This window comes from Mycolicibacterium frederiksbergense (assembly GCF_012223425.1).
Classification (GTDB): domain Bacteria; phylum Actinomycetota; class Actinomycetes; order Mycobacteriales; family Mycobacteriaceae; genus Mycobacterium; species Mycobacterium frederiksbergense.
This window is the reverse complement of record NZ_CP038799.1, coordinates 1,218,346-1,235,374: the sequence shown is the minus strand read 5'-3', so window position 1 is coordinate 1,235,374 and position 17,029 is coordinate 1,218,346. Positions and strand designations below refer to the sequence as shown.

Below are 17,029 nucleotides of genomic sequence, written 5' to 3'. Positions count from 1 at the left end.
TGCTCATGACAATATCGGTGACGGGAGTCATGCGTCAAATGATTTTCACTCATGACACGGAGCTCACACTGCGGGCCGCGTGCGTGCTGATCAACAGCGACCGAGGTTCATCGGACGGCAACGTCGACACGATCGGCGATATCGCGGGACTCGACGACTACCTGGCCGAGTTCGGCTGGACCGGGCGCCGCGACCGGGACGCGGCCGAACTCGCCGACGTGCACCGGTTGCGGGAGCGCATCGGCCGGCTCTGGGCGGCCGCCGACGACGAGGAACGCGCGGTCGGTCAGGTGAACGCGCTGCTCGCCGACACCAAGGCCTCGCCCTGGCTGACCCGGCACGCCGAGATGCCGGAATGGCATCTGCATCTGGCCTCGATCCACGACCCGCTGGCGCGCAGGATGGGCGCGGAGATGGCGATGGCACTGGCCGACCTCATCCGCGGCGGTGAACTGCGCCGGCTCAAAACGTGCGCCGCCCCGGATTGTGGCGCTGTGCTCTTTGATGTGTCCCGCAACCGCTCGAAGATCTTCTGCGACACCGGCAACTGCGGTAACCGGCAACACGTGGCGGCCTACCGGCAACGGCGCGGCAAGGAGTAACAGCGCTCCGGAAAGTGGTGCGTGGCGCCGTGCGGCAAGCCGGTTAGGGTCGAAGCCGGGGGGCATATGGTTCGGCGTTCGGTGACACGGCTTCAGGTCAGCGGTTACCGCTTCATGACGCGCAGAATGGAATACGCGTTGGTGTACCGGGATATCCGGATGCTCGACGACCCGATCCGCAGCCAGTCGATGGCCCTGGTCGCCGGCATGGTGCTGGCCGCGATCGTGGTGGCGGTGTGTGCAGTGCTGGCGCTGCTGAGGCCGCACGGAAGTCTGGGAGCCGACCCCATCGTCATGGTGCGGGAGTCCGGTGCGATGTACGTGCGAGTCGGTGACGTCATGCACCCGGTGCCGAACCTGGCGTCCGCTCGGCTGATCGCCGGTACCCCGGCGGTGCCTCGGCTGGTGAGCGCGGCCATGATCGCAGCCGCCGAACGCGGTCCGCTGATGGGCATCCCGGGCGCGCCGGGCGATCTCGCGCAGGCGCTCGGGGACGAACAGCAGGCTTGGACGGTGTGCGAGGACAGCGACGACTCGACCACGACGATGATCATCGGTCCACCCACGCAGTATCCGATCGCTCCGCCGGTCCTGGTCACCGCGGCGCAGGAACGCGCGCGGGGCACCTTCGTGTTACACGCCGGGCGGCGCGCCGCAGTGGACCTGCGCGACCGGGCAGCGATACGCGCACTGCGTCTCGATGACATTGTCCCGCTGAGGGTTTCGGCCGCACTACTGGATCCCCTCCCGGAGGCGACGCCGATCGCCGCGCCCCGGGTGCCCGGTGCCGGAGGCCCCGGACCTGCCGGGCTCGCCGATTTCCGGGTCGGCGAGGTGTTGCGGGTGCCGCGGGCCGGTGACGCCGCCGACCACTATGTGGTGCTCGCCGGCGGAGTGCAGCGGGTGGGACGGGTGGCAGCCGATCTGATCCGCTTCACGGACTCACACGGCGCCGACGAGATACCCGACGTGCCGGCCGACTGGATCACCGCGGTGCCGGTGCTGGACACCTTGGCGGTGACCGATCTGGCGGATCCGGCGGTGGCCGGTGCGGATCTCGGTGGTTCGCTCTGCACGCGCTGGCAGTGGCGGCGAAACGGCGCCGCGCCGGACACCGCCGTGCTGGCGCCCGGCACCCGGCCGGAACCAGAGGGCGCCCTCGACCTGGTGCAGGCCGATGGCGCCGGCCCCGGGATCGATGCCGTCGCGGTCCCGGCCGGCCACAGTGTCTACACCCGGGCGGCGGGTGTCACCGGGGAAGGCCTGTCGACCGGCCCGCGGTACCTGGTCACCGGGGCCGGGGTGGCATTCGGTGTCGGTGACGCCGAAGCCGCCGAAGCCCTCGGACTACCGCCGACGCCGGGCGCCGCGCCGTGGCCGCTGCTCGCGCTGTTACCGCGCGGACCCGAACTCGGTGTCGCCCGTGCCACCGTGGTGCGGGACAGCGTCGGCACCCCGTCGTGATCTCAGCGCCGCCGACGCCACCGCAAGCACCGTGCACACCGCGGCACCGACCAGGGCGAACCGTCGCGGCTCGGCGTCGGTGGCCACGGCGGGCGGCCGCGCGAGGGGGCGCGCCGCGCTCGCCGGTACCGGACCGGCTATACCGTGCATCGCGGCCAGCACATCCACCACGCCGTGTCCCACCAACGGATTCCAGCCCGACCCAGGGCGCCGCGCCGTGCTCTCGATGCGGTGCATCACCTGACGGGCGGTCAGGTTCGGGGCCACTGCGCGAAGCAGTGCCGCCACGCCCGACACCATCGGAGCCGCATAGCTGGTGCCCGAAATCGGCTGTGGTTCAGGGTATCCCGGCATGCTATCCGCCAGGCCCTCGCCGGCCGGGTTCAGCGATATCACGGCCTCGGCGGGGGCGGCGACGTCCACCCACGGACCTGCCAAGGTGAAGTCCGACGGCGCCCCGTCGGCATCCACCGAACCGACCGTCAGGACGTAGTCGTCATACCAACTGGGGCTGGCCACCACCTCGACGCGATCCCAGTCCGGACCGCCGCCGGCTGGGGGTAGTGGATTCTGTTTCGGGCAGGTGCCCTGTCCGCCCACATTTCCGGCCGCGGCAACGACCACCACGTTGCGGGTGTCGACCGCGTACGCCAGGGCCGCACCCAGCGCGCGGTCATCGAGTGCGTCGGCGACCGCGAGGCAGGCCACCGACGAGATGTTGATGACCGTTGCGCCCTGGTCGGCGGCGGCCCGCACCGCCGCCGCGAGCGACTCGACATCGCCGACGCCGTCGCCGTCGCCGGCGTGCCCGGCGGCACGGAACTTGATGCTGGACTGCCGAATTGCCAGAACGGCGGCATCCGGGGCGATACCGCTGAACCTGCCTGCCGGGTCGGGAGCCGCACCGATGATCCCGGCCACGATGGTGCCGTGGCCGTCACAGTCTGCGGTGCCGTCACCGTCGGCGACGTAATCCCCGCCCGGCACCAGATGCGGTAGCAGCCGGTGCCGCGCCACGCCGGTGTCGATGACCGCCACCATCTGTCCGGCGCCGCGGGTGCGAACCCACGCGGTGCGCAGTTCGGGCCTGTCCCGTGGCGGGCCGGACACCATCACCGGTGCGGTGGTGCAGGTCGCGAATTGTTCGGTGGGATAACGCGACGCGGCCGGTCCGGCCGGCGGCAACAACCGATCCTCGATCGGTGGTGGACCGACAGCGGCCGCAGGCGCCGCAGTGAGGACCGGCGCAACCGTCAACAGCACGGTCGCGATCATCGGCGCTGTCCGGCCGGTCATCCGACACTCATCGACCGCACCACCTCGTACACATCGGCGACCCAACATGCCAGCGGCACCGCCGCGGCAAGCAGGATGTATTCGGCCACATCGGCGCCGCGTGCCCATGACGCGGCGCGCGTGCCCTGGCCTGCCCGGCACCAGCCCGCGAGCGCCACGGTCAGCACCACCGCCGGACCCGCGTACCGCGGCGCCGATACCGTCGCCAGTGCGACCGCTGCCGTGGCGCAGATGAGGCCGCACCAACCCAGGGCGTTGCGGCACCGCGGGTCGGCGTAGCACCGGGTCCGCAACAGCAGCAGGGCCGCCAGCACCGCGACCAGCGCGAATCCCGGAAGCCACGTCGCCGCGCCCAGGCAGCCGGTGGCGATCGCGACGACGGCCAGCGTGGTCGCCGTGGCACTTCCGGTGACCAGCCCGGCGAAGACATCACGGCCACCGGCCGCAGCCGCGGCCGATATCGGGTCGGCGCCGATGCCCTCACCGGGAAACGGTGGCCGAAGACCGCTGAGCACCAACGTGACCCGTCCGGCCACACTGAGTACCCCCAGGGACAGCGCGCCGAGCACCGCACCCCATGCCGCCAGGTCCACGGACACCATGAGCGAGAATGACGCCACCGCCGCCACCGCCGCGGACGCGGTCGCCGCCGCGGTGAGCGAGCAGACATCGCCGCCTGCCGTGCGCAGCAACCACAGCGAGGCGACACAGCCGGCGGCTGCACCGAGCGTCACCCCCGGTGTGCCGCCGTCACCGGGTACCGCCAGAAATCCTGCGACGCAGATGAAACCGACCGCCAGACCGTGCAGTGTCGAGCGCATGGCGTCCCGTCGCCAGGCGGCGATCAGGCACACCGCCGCGCTGATCGAGGCGGTCCCCGCGGCCGGCATCGGCGCGCCACCGTGGATGCCCGAGTAGCCGAGCGCGATCAGCGCGGCCAGACCGGCGCACGTCCAGAATCCGGCAGAGATCGCGGGGCGGGATTCGGGACCGGGCTCGGCCCCGGACACGGCGCGGAAGGCATCCTCGGGTAGCGGGCCGGGCGCCGGGGCGCCGACGGGGGAGAGCACCATGACGTCGCCGTCGGATACCCCGCTCTCGTGCAGGGTCATCGACTCATCACAGTGCCCGCCGCGCAGACGGTCCAGTCGCCAGCCCTGCGGGGCGGCATCCGAGGCCGCGCCGTCGGCGACGAGGCCGACGATATCGGGTAGCAGCAGGCCCAGTTCGGCATGCCGTGGCAACACGAGGTCGACCACGTGCTGCCGCCGGGCATGCTGAATCGACACCCGGCACAACGGATCATCCATCGCCATCCCCCCGAACACTCCCCGATGTCACGGTAGCCGGGCGCCGAGCATGCACCGCGCACCAAAATTCGGGGGAACCGGCGGGGCGCGCGCTGCGTCAAAACAGGAATGGAGTTCCTCAGGGAGAAGCGTCTGCCCGCTCCGCCCGTGCCGGAGGTGGAGGTGCCGCTGCGGCGACCACCGGAGGTACCCGCCGCGGAGCCGGCGAGTCCGTTGGCGCGCCTGTTGCCGGTGCTGATGCTCGTCGCGGTCGGCGGCATGGTGGTGCTGTATCTGAACGCATCGAGCGGGCCGGGTGCATCGGCTCCACGCAACCCGATGTACCTGATCTTCCCGGTCATGATGGTGCTTTCGGTGCTCGGCACACTGGCGCACACCGCCCGCGGGCGGACAGCCGAATTGAACGCCGGTCGGCGGGACTACCTGCGCTACCTGGACACTGTGGCGTCGGTGACCCGCGAAACCGCGCGGAGACAGCATGTTTCGGCGCATTGGAGACATCCTGATCCCGCGGTGCTGTGGACGCTGGCCGGCGGCCGGCGAATGTGGGAGCGCAGGCCCGGTGACCCGGACTTCTGCCGGATCAGGGTCGGTCTTGGTGCCGGACCGCTGGTGACGCCGCTGATCGCCGGCCCGGCCGATCCGGTCGCCGAACCGGACCCGGTGACCACGGCCGCGCTGGAGGAGCTCCTCGCCGGCCGATCCGTGGTGGCGGACCTGCCCGTCACGCTCGACGTCACCGGACACATCGGTTTCGACGGTGAGCCGGCCGCGGCGCGAGCCCTGGTGCGTGCCATCGTCTGCCAACTTGCGGTATTGCACAGCCCGGGGGATGTCCGCGTGACGGGACCCGTTGATCCGCAGTGGGACTGGCTGAAATGGCTGCCCCACCACGGGACGGGCGTGGGCGGGCCTTCCCACGCCGTGGCGATCCTGGACGGGGACATGCCGCCCCAGGCCGACCCCGATGCCACGGTGCTCGATCTCAACGGAGGCGGTGACACTGTCATCGAACTCGCCGGATTCGACCACGTGGACGGTCTGTCGCCGGCGCAGGCGGAAATGTGTGCGCGCCGGCTGGCCCGGTGGCGCACCGGACCGGATGCCGGAGCGGCCCGGACGACATGGACGAGTCTGATCGGCGTCGATACCGCAACGGATCTCGATCCGGCCGTGCTGTGGCGCCCCCGTTCGGATTCGGACAGGCTGCGGGTGCCCATCGGTATCGGTGATGGCGTGGATGCGCGGGGCGAACCGGTGTTCCTCGACATCAAGGAGGCCGCCCAGGGCGGAATGGGCCCGCACGGGCTGTGCGTCGGGGCCACCGGATCGGGAAAGTCCGAGTTCCTGCGCACACTGATCCTCGGTTTGGTGGCTGCGCATCCGCCCGACGATCTCAATCTCGCCCTCATCGATTTCAAGGGCGGCGCGACGTTTCTCGGCTTCGAGAAGCTCGCCCACGTGTCGGCGGTCATCACCAATCTGGACGATGAGGCATACCTGGTCAGCAGGATGCACGATGCACTCTCCGGTGAGATGAACCGCCGGCAGCAGGTGCTGCGATCGGCAGGCAATCTCGCCAACATCGCCGAGTATCGCAGGGCGCGATCGTCCGGCTCCGGTCTGCCCGCGTTACCCGCGCTGTTCATCGTCATCGACGAGTTCTCCGAGTTGCTCAGCCAGCGCCCCGAGCTCGCCGAGTTGTTCGTCGCGATCGGTCGGCTGGGTAGGTCACTGGGGATGCACCTGTTGCTGGCCAGCCAGCGCCTCGATGAGGGCAGACTGCGCGGCCTGGAGACCCACCTGTCCTACCGGGTGTGTCTGAAGACGTTCTCGGCCGGCGAATCCCGGGCAGTTCTCGGAGTGCCCGACGCCTACGAGCTGCCTGCCGCGCCGGGTGCGGCCTACCTGAAGACCACCGACGGCCTGTTGGTGCGGCTGCGGACGGCGTATGTATCCGGCCGGGATGATTCCCGGGCCGTACCGGACCTGCGTCCACGCCGGTTCACCGCGGCGTCCGATGACGCTGCCGGCCAGGCTGCGGTGCCTCTGCACACCGGCGCAACGGTGTTGGAGACCGCGCTGCACCGGCTGGCCGGCCGGGGCAGTCCAGCGCACACGCTGTGGCTGCCCGCGCTGAGGGGGTGTCCGACTGTGGAAGAACTGCTCACCCGGCACGACGGCACCCGCCTGACCGCGCCGATCGGTTTGGTGGACAACGCCTTCGCGCAGCGTCGCGACCTGCTCATCGCCGACCTGAACGGGGCCGGAGGGCACGTCGCCGTGGTGGGTGCGACGCGATCCGGTAAGTCCACCTCGTTGTGCACGTTGCTACTGGCGCTGGCTGCCACGCACGGCCCCGCCGATGTCCAGTTCTACTGCCTGGACTTCGGTGGCGGCACATTGGCTGCGCTACAGCATCTTCCGCACACCGGCGTCATCGCAGGACCAGGCGACGGCGAGCTGGTGCGGCGGACCGTGGCACAGCTGCAGGCGCTGATCCGACGCCGGGTGGACGCCGGTCGTGCCGCGGCACCCGATGGTTACGGCGAGGTGTTCCTGGTGGTGGACGGGTGGGGTGCACTCCGCGAGAGCGACGACGCCCTGGTGGAGGCCATCACCGCCATGGCCGCCCAGGGTCTCGCCCACGGAATCCACGTCGTCATCACGGCCTCCCGCTGGGCAGAACTGCGGCCCGCGCTCAAGGACCAACTCGGCACCCGGATCGAACTGCGCCTGGGTGAGCCCGCGGAATCCGAGATGGACCGCAAGGCGGCCCGCCATCTCATCGACAGTCCGCCGGGCACCGGGATCACCCGCGACGGCCGGGTCTCGGTCATCGCGCAGTCTCGACCGGACACCATCGAGGCCATCGGCCAGGAGCTGCGCATGCGTCACGCCGGCCGCTCGGCGGTGCCGGTCCGGCTGTTGCCCGCCCTGGTGGAGCGCCAATCGGTGCCCGCCCGCGACGCTGGTCCGACGAACGTCACCATCGGCATCGGAGAGTCCGAATTGAAAGCCATGGCCGTCGATTTCGCCGAGACCGCTCATCTGATCGTGCTGGGCGACAGCGGTTGCGGTAAGACCGCGGCGCTGCGGACGGTGTGCACCCAACTGACCCGTACCTGCACGCCGGAACAGGTGCAGATCCATCTCGTCGATGTGCGCAGGACACAGCTCGGTGTGGTGGACACCGGGTACCTGGCCGGCTACCTGATGTCCACCGGGATGCTGCAGACACACCTCGCCGGGCTGACCGATGAGCTGCGTGGGCGGCTGCCGGGCGCCTCGGCCACCCCGCAGCAACTGCGCGACCGGTCGTGGTGGTCGGGTCCGGAGATATATGTGATCGTCGACGACTACGAGTTGATCACGGGCGCCGGCACGGACCCTTTGGCACCGCTGCTGGAATTCCTCCCGCACGCCCGCGATATCGGACTGCACGTGGTCATCGCGCGCCGCGCCGGCGGTGCGGCGCGGGCGATGTTCAATCCGGTGCCCGCCACCATGCGTGAGCTCGGCTGCGCTGGGCTGCTGATGAGCGCGGGTGCGGACGAGGGCGCCCTGCTCGGCCTCGCGCGGCCCACACCGCTACCCCCGGGGCGGGCCATGCTGACTCGCAGGGGGCACGCCGACGAGCGGGTGCAGATCGCGTGGACCCCCGAACCGTGAGCGCCACGGCACTGGTCATCGGACCGGGAACGGTCAGCGGGCCGAACCCGGTGCCGGCCGACATCGTCGCTGCGGCAATCGATGCCATCGACGACGATCATGTGCTCGTCGATGAACGGCCGGTCGCCCTCGACGAGCTGTGGGCGCGGGTCATCGCCGCGGCGGCCGGAGAACCGGCGGGCGGACTGCTGCTCGTGTGTCCCGGCTGGTGGAGTGAGGCGCGGGTGAATCGCATCCGGCGCGCCGCGGGTGAGCACTGCGAGGAACCGGTCATCCTGCGTCGGCACGACACGCTGCGATCACCGGCCGCGAGTGTCGTCGAGATCGCACCGGAGTTCGTGATCTGCCGTGGCTCGGCCCTGCCCATCGCGGTCACGCCCCGTCTGGGTGCGACTGCCCGGGTCGCCGAGACCGTCGCGCGCGACGTCATCGGAGCAGGACCGGTGGTGATCGACGCACCGGTGGGTGTGGCCGGCGCGGCGGAAATCGCGGCCGCCCTGGCCGATATGCTGCACGGCCACGAGGTGCGGATCGTCGACGACGCCACGGTGGTCGCCGCCCTCGGGGAACGCCAACTGCCGGGGCCGGTACCGCGCCGGCGCACGTCGGGGTGGGCGGTGTCGGCGGGCGTGCTGCTGGCCCTCGGGATGCTGCTCGGTCTAGCCAGGACGGGCGAGCCCGCCGAGCGGCCCGTGACGCTGCTCACCGAGGGTCGCGTGACGGTCGAGATCCCCGCCGGCTGGGTGGTCCGCCGGATCACCGAGGGCGCGGGTTCGCCCCGAGTACAGGCATTTTCGCCGACCGAGGAAGTCGCCGCGATCCTGCTCACGCAGTCGGTGGCCGGACCGAATACGGCCCACACCGCCGCGGTCCTGGAGGCTGCGCTGGCACTGCAGCCGCCGGGGGTCTTCACCGGTTTGCGCGTCGACGACCACCGGGGTGGCCGTGCCGTGCTCAGTTATGTCGAGACGCGCCCGGACCGCGAGATCGCCTGGGCTGTCTTCCTCGACGGACAGGTGCGGATCGCGATCGGATGCCAGCAGCCGTCCTCCGGGGCCGAGATCCGGCAGCACTGCGATGCGGCCATCCGGTCGGCACACGCGGCACCGTGAAACGAATTCGGATCACACGGAACCGAATCGGGCGCCGCTGCGTCCTATTCACAACAGCATTTCCGCAAGGGAAGTCATTCACCGGGGGAGGACCACCATGCCCGCACTCAACACCGACCTGGACCTGATGCACTCGGTCTCCGGTCAGATCGATGCCCGCAATCAGGAGATCCGGGCCATGCTCGGCACCTTCATCGGACGGATGTGCAGTGTGCCGGCATCGGTGTGGGGTGGTGCGGCGGCCGTCCGCTTCCGGGAGGTCGTCGACCGTTGGAACGCCGAGTCGCTGGCGCTGCACCACGCGCTGGAGCGCATCGCGGAGACCATCCGGCTCAACGAACGCACGCTGCGCGAGGCCGCCGACGGCCACTCGCACCGTATCGGCGCCGTCAGCAATCAGCTGTAGAGACACCCGAGCGGCAGAAACCCGGAGACAGGCACATGGACATGATGCTGACGTACAACTTCGACGAGATCGAGTACACGGTGCGCCAGGAGATCCACAGCACCTCGGCCCGATTCAATGCGGCGCTGGAGGAGTTGCGGGCCCAGATCGCGCCGCTGCAGCAGACCTGGACCGCCGAGGCCGCCGAGGCCTACCGCACCGAACAGCTGCGCTGGAACCAGTCGGCCGCCGCGCTCAACGACATCCTGTTCCGGCTGGGCAACGCGGTGCGCGACGGGGCCGACGATGTCTCGGCGACCGACCGCCGCGCCGCCGGCGCCTGGGGCCGCTGACCGGCCGCGGACACCCATGACCCTGTGCGGTCCCGCGTCGGGGGGAGAGACCGGCGGGACCGCACAGTCATGGCGTAGCGCCCCCAGGAGGACGAATTCGATTCAGACTGTCGACCGTCAACTATCCTGGTGTGATGCGCTGGTGTCGGCTCTTCGGCTGTGCGCGGGGAGTGTGAGCTTGGTGGCGATATCGAGGACAACCGGTGGGCGCGTGCCCCCGGCACAGGTACGCGCCGTCCATGACCTCTTCGTCGCAGGTGAGGTCGACGCGTCCTATCTCGATTCGGTGCCGCTGCGCAGGGTCGTCGCCGAGAGCTGGCAGCGCAGTCTGGCCACCGGCGTCGATCCCGACAGCATGGGCCGCACGGCGGAAGCGGTGAACGCGCTCGACGAACTGCGCAAGACCCATCCGCTGGCGCCGACGCTGCCGCTGATCCGTCGCCTCCTCGTCGAGGATGCCGTGGATGCGGGCGTCGTCGTCGCCGTCACCGCCGCCGATGGCACCCTGCTCTGGGTCGAGGGCGACCGGCTCGCCATCCGCAAGGCCGAGGCGATGAACTTCGTACCCGGCACCGACTGGAGCGAGAACATCGCGGGGACGAACGCGCCCGGCACCGCGCTCGCCCTGGATCGGGAGGTGCAGATCCGCGGATCCGAGCACTACTCCCGCATCGTGCATCCCTGGAACTGCACCGCGGTACCGGTGCACGACCCGGCCACCGGGGTGCTGCTGGGTGCCATCGACCTCACCGGCGGATCCCGCGTCGCCGCGCCGGAGACGTTGGCGCTGGTCCGGGCCACCGCCGTCGCGGTGGAAAATCAGCTCGCGTTGCTGCGCCTGACCACCCCGGCGCCCACCCCCCCGGCGCCCGTGGCGAGTGCGGCCCCCAGGCTGTCCGTGCTCGGTGCCGACCGGCCGAAATGGCAGGCGGGCTCCGGTTCCGCCACGCTGACCGGCAGGCATGCCGACATCCTGGTGTTGCTGATCCGTCACCCGGAGGGCCTGAGCGCCGACCATCTGGCGATGCTGCTCGATGACAAGGACCTCGACGTGGTGACCATCCGCGCCGAGATGTCCCGGTTGCGCCGGGTGATCGGGACCAGCTACATCGCGTCCCGGCCGTACCGGCTGCTCGGTCCGGTGGCCAGTGATATGGGCGACGTGCTCGACGCATTGGCGGCCGGTGACGTCTCGGCCGCGCTCACGGCGTACTCCGGTGCGCTGCTCCCGCAGTCGGTGTCCCCGGCGATCGGGCGGCTGCGTACCGAACTGATGACCAGCCTGCGCGGTGCGGTCCTGGCCGGCGCGGATCTCGGTCTGCTGCGACGCTGGCTGGAACTGCCCGACGGCCGCGATGACCGGCGCGGGTGGACCCTGCTGCACGACCACGCCGAAACCGATCCGGTGGCTCGTGCCGGGGCCCGCGGTCACCTGGCCGGGCTCGATTCCGAACTCGGCTGAGCGCAAAAGCTGAGCAGTACCCGCTTCGGTGGCACTGACCTGCGCCGACGATGACAACGTACGCGAGTTGTCAGCCGCGCCGTGGCAGCCGACGATCGATACATGGACATCGATCGCTATGCCGCGTTCCTGCCCGCCGACCTTCGTGGCCGCATCGCCGCGCCACGGCAGACCTGGATGGACTGGCGCGGGCGCCGCGTCCACATCGCCCGCGGCGGTGACCCGAATACGGCGAAAGCCCGCGGGATCCTGGTGCACGGTGGCGGCGGGTACTCCGGGGCCCTGTGGCCGCTGGCCGGCCTGGTCGCCGGCAACCGGGACGGCATCGGCGTGGAGATCCTGGCGCCGGATATGCCGCTGTACGGCTACACGGAGGAACCCAACCCGGCCGCGGTGCGCTACGCCGATTGGATCGACCTGCTGTGCGACATCATCTCCGCCGAACGGGCCCGTGACGACCGGCCGATCATACTGTTCGGCGCGAGCATGGGCGGGATGATGGCCTACGAGGCGGCGCATCGCACCGGCGCCGCCGATGCGGTGCTGGCGACCTGCCTGCTCGATCTGACCGATCCGGCCGCGCTGGCGGCGGTATCCCGGATCAAGATCGCGGGTGCGCTCACGGGGCCGATCCTGCGGGCGGCCGGCTCGGTGCTCGGCTCGGTGCGCGTGCCCATCCGCCTGCTCGCCGACATGTCGGCGATGAGCCGCGATCCGGGTCTGTCGAGGCTGTGCGCCTCCGACCCACGCGGTGGCGGGGTCAGCGTGCCGCTCGGTTTCCTGTCGAGCTGGCTGAACTACGAACACACCCCGCCGGAGCGCTATCGCGGCGCGCCGGTCACCCTGGTCGCGCCCGCGGCCGACACCTGGACGCCCCCGGCACTCAGCGTGCGGTTTCTTCAGCGGATCGCCGGCCCGACGCGGGTGGAACTGCTGGAGAACTGTGGCCACTATCCGATCGAGGAGCCGGGCCTGAGCCGGCTGGAGGCCGTCGGCCGGGAGGTGCTGCAGGCGGTGGTGAACTGAGTGCGCGTTGCAACCGTGATGCAACCTCTGCGCGCCTAAGTTGAGTGACGACCGACACACCTCGGTGTCACAACGCAGGAGAAACCATGACTGTTTATGCACGTCCGGGCGCCGACGGCGCCCTGATGTCGTTCGACGCGCGATATGACAACTTCATCGGCGGGCAGTGGGTCGCACCGACCGCCGGTCGCTACTTCGAGAACCCCACCCCGATCACCGGCCAGGTGTTCTGTGAGATCGCCCGATCCGACGAGTCCGATATCGACAAGGCGCTCGACGCCGCGCACGCCGCCGCACCGGCCTGGGGCAAGACCTCGGCCGCCGAGCGTGCGCTGATCCTGAACAAGATCGCCGACCGCATCGAGGAGAACCTCGAGTCCATTGCACTCGCCGAGTCCTGGGACAACGGCAAGCCGATCCGCGAAACGCTGAACGCCGACATCCCGCTCGCCGTCGACCACTTCCGGTACTTCGCCGGATGCATTCGTGCGCAGGAGGGTTCGCTTTCGGAGGTCGACGAGGACACTGTCGCCTACCACTTCCACGAGCCGCTCGGCGTCGTCGGCCAGATCATCCCGTGGAACTTCCCGATCCTGATGGCCGTGTGGAAGCTGGCACCGGCGCTGGCCGCGGGCAATGCCGTGGTGCTCAAGCCGGCCGAGCAGACCCCGGCCTCGATCCTGTACCTGGTGTCGCTGATCGGCGACCTGCTGCCCGCGGGCGTGCTCAACGTGGTCAACGGCTTCGGAGTCGAGGCCGGCAAGCCGCTGGCCTCCAGCAACCGGATCGCCAAGATCGCCTTCACCGGTGAGACCACCACCGGCCGGCTGATCATGCAGTACGCCTCGCAGAACCTGATCCCGGTCACCCTCGAACTCGGCGGCAAGAGCCCCAACATCTTCTTCAACGATGTGCTGGCCGCCAACGACGCCTACCAGGACAAGGCGCTCGAAGGCTTCACCATGTTCGCCCTCAACCAGGGCGAGGTGTGCACCTGCCCGTCGCGCAGCCTGGTGCAGGCCGATATCTACGACGAGTTCCTGGCGATGGCCGCGATCCGCACCAAGGCCGTGCGCCAGGGCGACCCGCTGGACACCGAGACGATGATCGGCGCGCAGGCCTCCAACGATCAGTTGGAGAAGATCCTGTCCTACATCGAGATCGGCAAGAACGAGGGCGCGCAGGTGGTCACCGGCGGTGAGCGTGCGCAACTGGGCGGCGATCTGAACGGCGGCTTCTACGTCGCACCGACCATCTTCACCGGCCACAACAAGATGCGGGTGTTCCAGGAGGAGATCTTCGGTCCGGTGGTGGCGGTGACCTCGTTCTCCGATTACGACGAGGCCATCAGCATCGCCAACGACACCCTGTACGGGCTGGGGGCCGGCGTGTGGTCGCGCAACGGCAACACCGCCTACCGCGCCGGGCGTGACATCAAGGCCGGCCGGGTGTGGACCAACTGCTACCACCAGTACCCGGCGCATGCCGCGTTCGGTGGGTACAAGCAGTCCGGGATCGGACGCGAGAACCACAAGATGATGCTGGATCACTACCAGCAGACCAAGAACCTGCTCGTCAGCTACAGCGACAACGCGCAGGGATTCTTCTGATGAGCGCTCGCGCCAAGAGCGGGCGACTCTGATGGACTCCCCGGCAGCCCGGGTGTTGATCACCCGGGCTGCTGCAGGGCTGGTGGTGCATCTTCAGAACCGGAACGGGGCGTTGATGTTTCGCCAGTCCGGCGGCTTCGGTGTGAGCGCCACGCTCATGTGTCACCCCGTCGGCGAGTTCTCGATCGAGGACAGCGATGTCCTGCTCGGCATGCTCGACGTCGTCTCGGATCGTCAGCCATACGGCGTGCCGGTGTGGGTTTCGGGCCCACAGGTGCCGGTATGGGAGCACAGTCAATTGGTGATCGATGTGGAACCCGGCCGCGGTACCGGGTTCAGCCTCGAGGAATCAGAAGGTTTGCGGTTCGTATCGTTGGCCCGGGTGGTCCCGGCGCACGCCACATCGATGCGGTCCGCCCAGCTACCGTAGAACCCACCCGGTACCACCCTTTCGACGTCAGGAGCAGCGTTGCCCGATTTCGTCGCAGCCATCGATCAGGGCACCACCAGCACCCGAGCCATGATCTTCGATCATGCCGGTGCCGAGGTGGGCCGTCATCAGCTCGAACACGAACAGATCATGCCGCAGCCCGGCTGGGTGGAGCACAACCCGGTGGAGATCTGGGAACGCACCGCCTCGGTGCTGACCTCCGTGCTCAACAACACCAACCTGCAGCCCGATGACATTGCCGCGCTGGGGATCACCAATCAGCGGGAAACCACCCTGGTGTGGAACCGCAAGACCGGGCGGCCGTACTACAACGCAATCGTCTGGCAGGACACCCGCACCGACCGGATAGCCACGGCGCTGGACCGCGACGGGCGCGGTGATGTGATCCGGCAGAAGGCCGGCCTGCCGCCCGCCACCTACTTCTCCGGCGGAAAGATCCAGTGGATCCTGGAGAACGTGGCCGGGGTGCGGGAAGCCGCGGAGAGCGGTGACGCGATCTTCGGCAACAGCGACAGCTGGGTGGTGTGGAATCTGACCGGCGGGACACGCGGCGGGGTGCACGTCACCGATGTGACCAATGCCAGCCGCACCATGCTGATGAATCTGGAAACCCTGGACTGGGACGATGAGTTGTTGTCGTTCTTCGGAATTCCGCGCCAGATGCTGCCGGAGATCCGGCCGTCGTCCTCACCGGAGCCCTACGGGGTGACGCTGAGCTCCGGACCCATGGGGGGCGAGGTCCCGGTGACGGGGATTCTGGGTGACCAGCAGGCCGCGATGGTGGGCCAGGTGTGCCTGAAGGCGGGCGAAGCCAAGAACACCTACGGCACAGGCAATTTCCTGCTGCTGAACACCGGTGAGAAAATCGTCCGTTCCACCAACGGCCTGTTGACGACGGTGTGCTACCAGTTCGGGGACGCGAAACCGGTGTACGCGCTGGAGGGTTCCATCGCGGTGACGGGTTCGGCGGTGCAGTGGTTGCGGGACCAGCTGGGCATCATCAGTGGTGCTGCGCAGAGCGAGTCGCTGGCCAAGCAGGTCGAGGACAACGGCGGGGTCTACTTTGTGCCCGCCTTCTCCGGGCTGTTCGCGCCGTACTGGCGTTCGGATGCCCGTGGCGCGATCGTCGGGTTGAGCCGTTTCAACACCAATGCCCACGTGGCCCGGGCGACGCTGGAGGCCATCTGCTATCAGAGCCGTGACGTGGTGGACGCGATGGAGGCCGATTCCGGTGTGCACCTTGAGGTTCTGAAGGTCGACGGCGGTATCACGGCGAACAGCCTGTGCATGCAGATCCAGGCCGATGTGATCGGCGTGGACGTGGTGAAGCCGGTCGTCGCCGAGACCACGGCGCTGGGTGCGGCATATGCGGCCGGGCTGGCCGTCGGCTTCTGGGCGAACCCGGACGACCTGCGTGCCAACTGGCAGGAAGGTCAGCGCTGGAGCCCGGAATGGTCGGAGGAACAGCGCAGCTCCGGTTATGCGGGCTGGCAGAAGGCCGTGCAGCGCACGCTGGACTGGGTGGACGTGTCCTAACCCGTGCCGATCGGTGTCATCTGCGCGATACCCCAAGAGCTGACGCATCTTCTCGATCGGCTCGACGCCGAGCATCGGGTCCAGATCGCGGGCACCGAGTTCGCCTGCGGTCGAATCGACGACGTACCGGTGGTGCTTGTCGGAGCAGGTATGGGAAAGGTGAACGCCGCGCTGGTCACCTCGTTGTTGGTGGACCGCTTCGGTTGTTCGGCGGTGTTGTTCTCCGGTGTCGCCGGCGGCTTGGATCCGGGACTGGCGATCGGTGACATCGTGATCGCCGACCGGGTGGTGCAGATCGACGCGGGCACGATCGCCGGTGAGAGACTGTCGGTGTATCAGGCCGGCCATGTCGAGTCGATCAATCCCACTGCAGAACTCGGGTACGCGGTGGACGCGGAGTTGATGGCGCGGGTGCGGACGACCTTCTCCGGATTCGCATTGCCGGGGGCGTCACGGCTGGTGTACGGGTTGATACTCACCGGAGATCAGTACCTGCACTGCGAGGTCACCAGGGAGCGCCTGCACCGCGAACACGGCGGCCGGGCCATCGAGATGGAAGGTGGCGCGGTCGCGCAGGTGTGCGAGCGTTTCTCGGTGCCGTGGTTGATCGTGCGGGCGCTATCCGATCTGGCCGGAAGCGACGCACTGGAGGACTTCGCGGCCTTCGCCGAGCAGGTCGCCGGATCGTCGGCCATGGTGGTGCGTCGGTTGTTGCCCCAGTTGCATCGATGAAAGCCGGGCGGGTGCCGG

At 69.2% G+C, this 17,029-nt stretch carries 14 protein-coding genes; 12 read left to right on the top strand and 2 right to left on the bottom strand.

Going from position 1 to position 17,029, the window contains the following annotated elements:
* Window positions 1–38: 38 nt before the first annotated feature.
* Both EXE63_RS08880 and eccB read left to right on the top strand, forming a co-directional pair.
* The gene (locus EXE63_RS08880; protein ID WP_168141648.1) at window positions 39–602 is read left to right on the top strand and encodes a CGNR zinc finger domain-containing protein; all 564 of its coding nucleotides are present in this window, start codon (window positions 39–41) and stop codon (window positions 600–602) included.
* Between the two features lie 114 nt (window positions 603–716).
* Window positions 717–2,066, top strand: a complete 1,350-nt coding sequence (gene eccB, locus EXE63_RS08875) for a type VII secretion protein EccB (protein WP_234904424.1) — start codon at window positions 717–719, stop codon at window positions 2,064–2,066.
* Here eccB and mycP read toward each other — a convergent pair.
* Together mycP and eccD are read right to left on the bottom strand one after the other, a co-directional pair.
* Complete coding sequence (gene mycP, locus EXE63_RS08870; RefSeq protein ID WP_168141646.1) at window positions 1,995–3,362, bottom strand: type VII secretion-associated serine protease mycosin; 1,368 nt, start codon at window positions 3,360–3,362, stop codon at window positions 1,995–1,997. The genes eccB and mycP overlap by 72 nt on opposite strands.
* Entirely contained in the window at window positions 3,359–4,672 is a 1,314-nt protein-coding gene (gene eccD / locus EXE63_RS08865) for a type VII secretion integral membrane protein EccD (protein ID WP_210000394.1), read from the bottom strand. The genes mycP and eccD overlap by 4 nt, the downstream gene beginning before the upstream one ends.
* A gap of 108 nt (window positions 4,673–4,780) precedes the next feature.
* Between eccD and eccCa the strand changes: the two genes are divergently transcribed.
* From eccCa to EXE63_RS08815, 10 genes are all read left to right on the top strand, one after another.
* Window positions 4,781–8,344 (top strand): type VII secretion protein EccCa, encoded by a 3,564-nt coding sequence (gene eccCa, locus EXE63_RS08860; protein WP_168141644.1) that lies wholly within the window; start codon window positions 4,781–4,783, stop codon window positions 8,342–8,344.
* On the top strand, window positions 8,341–9,456 hold the full coding sequence (locus EXE63_RS08855; RefSeq protein WP_168141643.1) for a type VII secretion-associated protein: 1,116 nt from the start codon (window positions 8,341–8,343) through the stop codon (window positions 9,454–9,456). The genes eccCa and EXE63_RS08855 overlap by 4 nt, the downstream gene beginning before the upstream one ends.
* Window positions 9,457–9,553: 97 nt before the next feature.
* On the top strand, window positions 9,554–9,862 hold the full coding sequence (locus tag EXE63_RS08850) for a WXG100 family type VII secretion target (protein ID WP_168141642.1): 309 nt from the start codon (window positions 9,554–9,556) through the stop codon (window positions 9,860–9,862).
* Window positions 9,863–9,897: 35 nt separating this feature from the next.
* Window positions 9,898–10,194, top strand: a complete 297-nt coding sequence (locus EXE63_RS08845) for a WXG100 family type VII secretion target (RefSeq protein WP_168141641.1) — start codon at window positions 9,898–9,900, stop codon at window positions 10,192–10,194.
* Window positions 10,195–10,366: 172 nt separating this feature from the next.
* Entirely contained in the window at window positions 10,367–11,656 is a 1,290-nt protein-coding gene (locus EXE63_RS08840) for a helix-turn-helix domain-containing protein (protein ID WP_210000643.1), read from the top strand.
* Between the two features lie 102 nt (window positions 11,657–11,758).
* A complete protein-coding gene (locus EXE63_RS08835) occupies window positions 11,759–12,682 on the top strand; it encodes an alpha/beta hydrolase (protein WP_168141639.1) in 924 nt (307 codons plus the stop codon).
* Window positions 12,683–12,768: 86 nt separating this feature from the next.
* Window positions 12,769–14,292 carry an aldehyde dehydrogenase gene (gene adh, locus EXE63_RS08830; RefSeq protein ID WP_168141638.1) on the top strand — a complete coding sequence of 508 codons (1,524 nt, stop codon included), beginning with the start codon at window positions 12,769–12,771 and terminating at the stop codon, window positions 14,290–14,292.
* 31 nt (window positions 14,293–14,323) lie between these two features.
* Window positions 14,324–14,722, top strand: coding sequence for a DUF779 domain-containing protein (locus EXE63_RS08825; protein ID WP_105364772.1), 399 nt, complete (start codon window positions 14,324–14,326; stop codon window positions 14,720–14,722).
* A 39-nt stretch (window positions 14,723–14,761) separates the two neighbouring features.
* Complete coding sequence (gene glpK, locus EXE63_RS08820) at window positions 14,762–16,279, top strand: glycerol kinase GlpK (RefSeq protein WP_168141637.1); 1,518 nt, start codon at window positions 14,762–14,764, stop codon at window positions 16,277–16,279.
* Window positions 16,280–16,282: 3 nt separating this feature from the next.
* Window positions 16,283–17,011 (top strand): 5'-methylthioadenosine/adenosylhomocysteine nucleosidase, encoded by a 729-nt coding sequence (locus EXE63_RS08815; protein WP_168141636.1) that lies wholly within the window; start codon window positions 16,283–16,285, stop codon window positions 17,009–17,011.
* Window positions 17,012–17,029 lie beyond the last annotated feature (18 nt).

Coding starts and splice junctions, on each gene's coding strand:
- EXE63_RS08880 (WP_168141648.1), top strand. CDS start 39: ATGATTTTCACTCATGACACGGAGCTCACACTGCGGGCCGCGTGCGTG.
- eccB (WP_234904424.1), top strand. CDS start 717: ATGACGCGCAGAATGGAATACGCGTTGGTGTACCGGGATATCCGGATG.
- mycP (WP_168141646.1), bottom strand. CDS start 3,362: ATGACCGGCCGGACAGCGCCGATGATCGCGACCGTGCTGTTGACGGTT.
- eccD (WP_210000394.1), bottom strand. CDS start 4,672: ATGGATGATCCGTTGTGCCGGGTGTCGATTCAGCATGCCCGGCGGCAG.
- eccCa (WP_168141644.1), top strand. CDS start 4,781: ATGGAGTTCCTCAGGGAGAAGCGTCTGCCCGCTCCGCCCGTGCCGGAG.
- EXE63_RS08850 (WP_168141642.1), top strand. CDS start 9,554: ATGCCCGCACTCAACACCGACCTGGACCTGATGCACTCGGTCTCCGGT.
- EXE63_RS08845 (WP_168141641.1), top strand. CDS start 9,898: ATGGACATGATGCTGACGTACAACTTCGACGAGATCGAGTACACGGTG.
- EXE63_RS08835 (WP_168141639.1), top strand. CDS start 11,759: ATGGACATCGATCGCTATGCCGCGTTCCTGCCCGCCGACCTTCGTGGC.
- adh (WP_168141638.1), top strand. CDS start 12,769: ATGACTGTTTATGCACGTCCGGGCGCCGACGGCGCCCTGATGTCGTTC.
- EXE63_RS08825 (WP_105364772.1), top strand. CDS start 14,324: ATGGACTCCCCGGCAGCCCGGGTGTTGATCACCCGGGCTGCTGCAGGG.